The sequence below is a fragment of the Brevundimonas sp. genome, assembly GCF_018608325.1.
Lineage (GTDB): Bacteria > Pseudomonadota > Alphaproteobacteria > Caulobacterales > Caulobacteraceae > Brevundimonas.
In genome coordinates this window covers 946-6,530 of record NZ_JABAZW010000125.1, presented here as the reverse complement: position 1 = coordinate 6,530, position 5,585 = coordinate 946, and the positions used below count along the sequence as shown (strand labels likewise).

The 5,585-nt window shown below is 61.3% G+C and carries 5 protein-coding genes and 3 tRNA genes; all 8 read right to left on the bottom strand.

The window, feature by feature from the left end; genetic code table 11:
* Positions 1 to 2,449 (bottom strand): S8 family serine peptidase (locus QZ281_RS12220; RefSeq protein WP_292228744.1); only part of this gene is annotated, 2,449 nt, incomplete at its 3' end.
* A 532-nt stretch (positions 2,450 to 2,981) separates the two neighbouring features.
* A tRNA-Arg gene (locus QZ281_RS12215) sits at positions 2,982 to 3,058 on the bottom strand.
* A 20-nt stretch (positions 3,059 to 3,078) separates the two neighbouring features.
* Positions 3,079 to 3,384 carry an ETC complex I subunit gene (locus QZ281_RS12210; RefSeq protein ID WP_292228742.1) on the bottom strand — a complete coding sequence of 102 codons (306 nt, stop codon included), beginning with the start codon at positions 3,382 to 3,384 and terminating at the stop codon, positions 3,079 to 3,081.
* 77 nt (positions 3,385 to 3,461) lie between these two features.
* Positions 3,462 to 3,538 (bottom strand) — tRNA-Pro (locus QZ281_RS12205).
* A gap of 45 nt (positions 3,539 to 3,583) precedes the next feature.
* Positions 3,584 to 4,063, bottom strand: coding sequence for a DUF192 domain-containing protein (locus tag QZ281_RS12200; RefSeq protein WP_292228741.1), 480 nt, complete (start codon positions 4,061 to 4,063; stop codon positions 3,584 to 3,586).
* A 24-nt stretch (positions 4,064 to 4,087) separates the two neighbouring features.
* Entirely contained in the window at positions 4,088 to 4,609 is a 522-nt protein-coding gene (locus QZ281_RS12195) for a cold-shock protein (protein ID WP_292228745.1), read from the bottom strand.
* A gap of 204 nt (positions 4,610 to 4,813) precedes the next feature.
* A tRNA-Glu gene (locus QZ281_RS12190) sits at positions 4,814 to 4,888 on the bottom strand.
* A gap of 89 nt (positions 4,889 to 4,977) precedes the next feature.
* A partial coding sequence (locus QZ281_RS12185) for a DHHA1 domain-containing protein (protein WP_292228721.1) occupies positions 4,978 to 5,585 on the bottom strand: 608 nt, incomplete at its 5' end.

The following is a 5,585-nucleotide window of genomic DNA, read 5'->3' as shown; positions in this document are numbered from 1 at the left end:
CGCGTCCGCGTTGCAGCATGGCGTCGCGGATATAACGGCTGTCCGACACCGCGACACCGCCGAGCGAGGCGTGAACCTCGCCGGTCAGGCTGCTGAGCGCCGCCGTCACATTGGCCACGCTGCCGTCCAGGATCGCATTTTCCAGCGCCAGATTGCCCGTGGTGTTCTGAGCCGTCATCACGTCCAGCGCACCGCCGACCGCCCGCTCATTGGGCGTCTTACCGACCGATGCGATCAGCACATCGTTACGGGTCAATGTCAGCACGACGGTATTGTTCGTGTAGGTCAGGGTCGGCTTCAGGAAGCCCAGGTCACTGGTCGAGCCAGCAAACTTGCCCGTTACGCCACCCGTCGCGTTGACGATGTTCAAGCGTGTGCGCAGGTTCCAGGTGCCTTGGTCAGCCTTCAGAATGACGTTGCCGCCATTCAGGATAGCTTGTCCGCCGACCTGAAGCTTCGAATAGGCCGTGCCGTTGACGGCCGAACGAACCCACAGGAACGAGTCGGGGTTGAAGGTGGCGTCGCCAGTGACCGTCAGGGCGCCGAACGGATTGGCGGCGTTGCCGGGAGCCACGACGCCGCCCTTGTCAGCCGTCAGGTTCGCCAGGGTCCCGATGCCGCCGATGATGCCGACATCCGCAACCGTTGTGGCCGAGCGAAGGATCGCACCGTTGACGGTCAGCAGACCGCCCTCGACACGCGTCACGCCAGTGTAATCGATGTTGCCCGTTAGAACGAGTTCACCGCCGCCCTTCTTGACCAGACCGCCGATGTCATCGGGGAAATCCACCAGGACTTCAGCCGAATACCGATCACGCGCATCGCCGATGTCGTTGGTCCAGACGTCGACAGTGCCGACGTTGACGGTCACGTCGCGAACGTCGCGAAGCGCCGTCGGCCCAGCCAACGCTACGTCCATCTGTGGCGCACCCCAGCCAGAGCGCAGATCCACGCCGGGAGTCCCCAGATCCTTCGAACTCGACAACAGAATGTCGGAGATCAGCGCCGTATTATACTCGGGGAAGGCTTCCATGAGCACTGCGGCGAAACCCGAGATGTTCGGCGCCGCCATCGACGTGCCCGTATAGGCTTCGTACCCCGGCCCCGTGAAGTTGACGAACGTCTCCAACCGGCGAAGGAACTCGTCGTTAGCCTTGGTCAGAACGTCGCGAGAGAAATCTTCGCTCAGCAAGGCCACGTTATTGGCGTTCGTAAGAATATTCCCCATCAGCGAGGTCACGCCGTCTGGTGTATTGATCAGGGCGCCGGCGACGAAAGTCACCGCCACCAGTTCGTCCACCACCCGCTTACGCGCCGCCTGCTCGTCGAACGGTTGTCCCAGGCGCGCCGCGAGCGCCTTCTGGTTAAGGTAATTGTTCAGGGCGGTCAGAACGCGATTCTGAGCAGCCGTATTCAGTTGAGCGACCGTGCGTGCGTTATAGAGAGTGGAGAAGGAAGCGACGGGGAAGGCCGCCAGAAGAGCGGGAATATTGTACTCGTACCCCGGCACCGACGAGATGATATCCGCGCCGGGGCCCGCGACGCACCACGTCGCCGTACGGCCGCACAGGCTGGACGAAGCGTCCGGCAGCAGGTCTTCGTTGTAGTTGACGACTGAAAGCCAGTTGGACCTCAGTTCCGGAACGGACAAGGGCACGACAGCCGTCGCACCGGCGTGGACGCCGCCGCCATTGCCAGCCGAGAACACGACCAGGACGTCGTTCTTCAGAATCGGGTCGAAGAAGTCCTCGTAGTCGTCACCGAGCCCCGCCAGGACGGTTTGGAGAGATGCATCGAAACGGATGCTGGTCGCCGATCCCCAGCTGTTGTTGATGATGCGCACCTTGCCGGTTTCAGCCAGGTCGATGATGTTGTCATACGACGTCTGAATGTATTTTCCGTCGATGATGGCGTCACGCCACCAGAGGAAGTCACCTGCCGAGAAGTTGGCGGTGGCGGCATAAATATTGGCGCCATACGCGTTGCCGAACATAAGGCCATCGGTTGTCCGGTTCCCTGCAGCGGTGCCGGCGACGTGAGTTCCATGCCCTTCCCACGGGCGCCGCGGGTTGATGGCGCCGTCGTTGCCGTAGTTGGACGGAACTTCAGTATGCAGCCCAGTGATCTTCCCCGCAGTCTGGAACAGCGGGTGATTCATGTAGATCCCGGCATCGTTGATGCCAATCGTCTGGCCCTTGCCGCTCAGGCCACGCGCATAGGCATGTTCCAGGCCCAGGTAGCGTTTGGAGTAGTCCACTGAGAATTGTGCGTCTGCACGCCAGGATTCAATGGCTGCCGTATAGTCGGCAGTGCGGCTGCCGTCCGCCATATAGTAAAGCTCGCCAGTCGGCGCCGGTGTATTTTGAGCCTGAGCGTTACCTGCCCCTGCACCAAACAGCACTGTAGTCGCCGCTGCCGCAAGTAGCAGAGTTCTCGTGGTGTACGTCATAGCCCCTCGCAAAACAATGTAATGACAAATGCGGCACTCCTGCGAACAAGTGCGACGCAAATGTGTCTTATCAAGGTGAGATTACACAGAAGGCCATGTCAAGCTTGGCCGTAACAAGTAAAATAGCCATTTCTGCGTTGAGTGATTAATTCACATCGCCGCCACATACCGCCAAGCTTCGATAATACTGAGTATTTTTACTAGCTATACGATTATATACCGATGTTATTTTCCTCGGCAGGCGCTCTATCCCTATACAAGGCGCGAATCATGAGCAGTTGAAGCGCCCTGGCGCCCCAATGCGGTATTTCTGAAATCGCTATTGTGTAGATTTGTCGCGCCTCTTGCGCTGAAGCTCATGGTCGGAGCACGTAGAAAATTTCGCCCCATGGCGGTGGCGATCAAGTTATCGCGCCTGCACCTTGGACTGAACTCACCAGCACTCTTGCCGATCCCCGCTAACCGCCCTTGGCGGATAGCCGCCGCGACTGGAAGCATACGGCCGACTTTGCTCTGAAACCGACAAAAACCGTGGCGCGCCCTGCAGGACTCGAACCTGCAACCGTCCGCTTAGAAGGCGGGTGCTCTATCCGGTTGAGCTAAGGGCGCCTGACGCGCAGCCTGGGCGGCTAGTGCGTCCAGGACTGCTTACGGTTGGTCGCAAAGTTGTCGGCGTAGGCCTTGATGATCAACGGCGCTTCGTTCGGCTCTTGCAGGCGGAACGGGATGCCGTGACGTTCGGCGTAGGCAACAGCCTCTTCTTTCGAATCGAAGCTGAGGCGCACCTGGCCCTTCATGTCGCTGGAGCTGGTCCAGCCCATCAGCGGGTCGATCGTGCGGGCCGAGGCGGGCTCGAAGTCCAGACGCCAGTCGCGGCTCTTGGCCTTGCCGGACTGCATTGCGGTCTTGGCAGGGCGATAGATGCGAGCGAGCATGGAGAAATCCTCAGCAAAGGCGGGTCTTACGACCCTGCCATAACGCGCGCTGGATGGATAATCCAGCGGCCTTCCGTTGGTCGGGGCGAGAGGATTCGAACCTCCGACCCTCTGGTCCCAAACCAGATGCGCTACCAGGCTGCGCTACACCCCGGACCGAACGGAGCGCTCTATTGGCACTTCGCGACGTGATCCGCAATCAGGGTTTGAAATAAGAATGCACAACCTTGTCGCCCGGCTTGGCGCCGATTTCGTCCGCACGGCCCGCCCGCAACTCCAACACCCCGTTCGCAGGCCCGTTTGACGGGATCGGCGCCTCCGAGAACGGCGTGGCGTGAGCCGCGATCGAGACAATTTTCCCCTGTGGATCAATATAGATGATGTCCAGCGAGCTGGGCGTATTGCGCATCCAGAAGCTCTGTTCGCGCGCCGGTTCGCCCGGCCATTCGAACAGCATGCCGCGATCATCCTCAAGCGGAGGGCGGAACATCAGGCCACGTTGGCGCTTGGGCTCATCGTTCGCGATCTCGACCCAGAACTGGTGCTCACCGCTGGCCGTGATGATGGACAGCTTCTCGGTCGGTTCGCCATTCGGCCCTGCGGGTCCTTTGGCGGCACAGCCCATCAGGCCCAGCGCCAGAACGCCGGTAAGCAGGAAACGTCTCGTCGCGCCGATCATGCGCCCTCCCAAGGGGCGATCGAATCAGCCGCCCGTTCTGATATCCGCGACCACCAGCCCCTTGGGGCCGTCGGCGAATCGCACCTGAACCGTGTCGCCGGGAACCAGTTCGTCCAGACCGCAGCGACGCAGGGTTTCGATATGGACGAAGATATCGCCCGCCTCGCCGTTGCGCACGACGAATCCGTACCCCTTGGTGCGATTGAACCATTTGACGACCGCAGGCTCCAGCGACCCGCCGCTTGGTGCGACAGAATCAGCAACGGCTGCAGGCGCAGGCCTTCGGACGGTCGCGACTGGCGCACCCTCGCCAAGGTGGTGAACCTCGACAGCCTGCCAGCCTTTCAGCCGTTTGACGCAATCGCATGTGATCGGCGCGCCCTCATCGGCGCTTTCGCGACCGCTATCTCGCAGGCTGCTGACATGAAGAAGCACGTCGCGCAGTTCGGTCAGCGTCGGATCGTCCGGCACGATGAAGCCGTAGCCCTTCGTGGGATCAAACCATTTTACGCGCCCGACGACACGAACGGTCTCCGCCGTTTCCATCACTGGGTATTCAGACAAGATATTAGCCCCCGCCCGTTCCTCATTACGGGTTCGCGGCCATTTAACACTGTTCCGCGAATCTTTGAAAAGCCGAAAATGCGTCTAATCCGTGTGGCCGCACACGGAATACGCGCAACCGTTGTGCTTAGACGAGGATTTCCGGGGAAATACAGCGGCCTGGAGGCGCAACTGAAACCGCCCGCGTGGCAGTCCCTAGGGGAGTCGAACCCCTCTTTTCAGGTTGAAAACCTGACGTCCTAACCGATAGACGAAGGGACCGCTGCGCGGGAGAGCGGGCGATATAGCCGCGCCTTCCGGATGGCGCAAGCATGTTTTCCAGTTTTTTCGAAGCCAGCGGTTTCCGAGGCTTAGCCCTGGATCATGCGCGGATCGGACACGTCCTCGATCTCGAACTGAACCCCACGGCGTCCATTCCAGTCGTCAGCTTTCAGACGCCCAACAATGCTCAAGCCCCCCTGCCCCGACAACAGCGCCTGCCCGCCCGGCAGGTCGGCGCAGCGCCAGGCGATGGCGCGGACAGATCCGCCGTCCGGTCCGACCAGTCGGCAACGCACATGGCCGCCATTCATCTGCACCGGTTCACGCGCCTGCACACCGGTCAGGGCGAAAACCGGCTCGGGGTTGGCGGGACCGAAGGGCGCCAACTGCTCAAATGATTCGAACAGGGCCCGCGTGGCGCCCGCCGGTTCGATCAGGGCGTCAATCTCCAGCCAATCCTGAGCCACGGCCTCGATCCGTTCATTGGCCAGCCGATCGTTGAGGAAGGTAGTCAGTTCGCCCAGCCGCGCGCTGTCGACCGTCAGGCCCGCCGCCATGGCGTGACCGCCGCCCGCCAGAAGGATGCCCTCCTCCCACGCGGCCTGAATGGCCCGGCCCAGGTTCATACCCGGCTGCGAACGGCCTGAGCCCTTGCCCAACCCGGTCACAGGATCGACGCCGACGACGATCACGGGCT

Bases quoted from the DNA above. Each gene is read 5' to 3' on its own strand.
- QZ281_RS12200 (WP_292228741.1), bottom strand. From the start codon at position 4,063: ATGATCGGCGCGACGAGACGTTTCCTGCTTACCGGCGTTCTGGCGCTG.
- QZ281_RS12195 (WP_292228745.1), bottom strand. From the start codon at position 4,609: ATGGAAACGGCGGAGACCGTTCGTGTCGTCGGGCGCGTAAAATGGTTT.
- QZ281_RS12210 (WP_292228742.1), bottom strand. From the start codon at position 3,384: ATGCTCGCTCGCATCTATCGCCCTGCCAAGACCGCAATGCAGTCCGGC.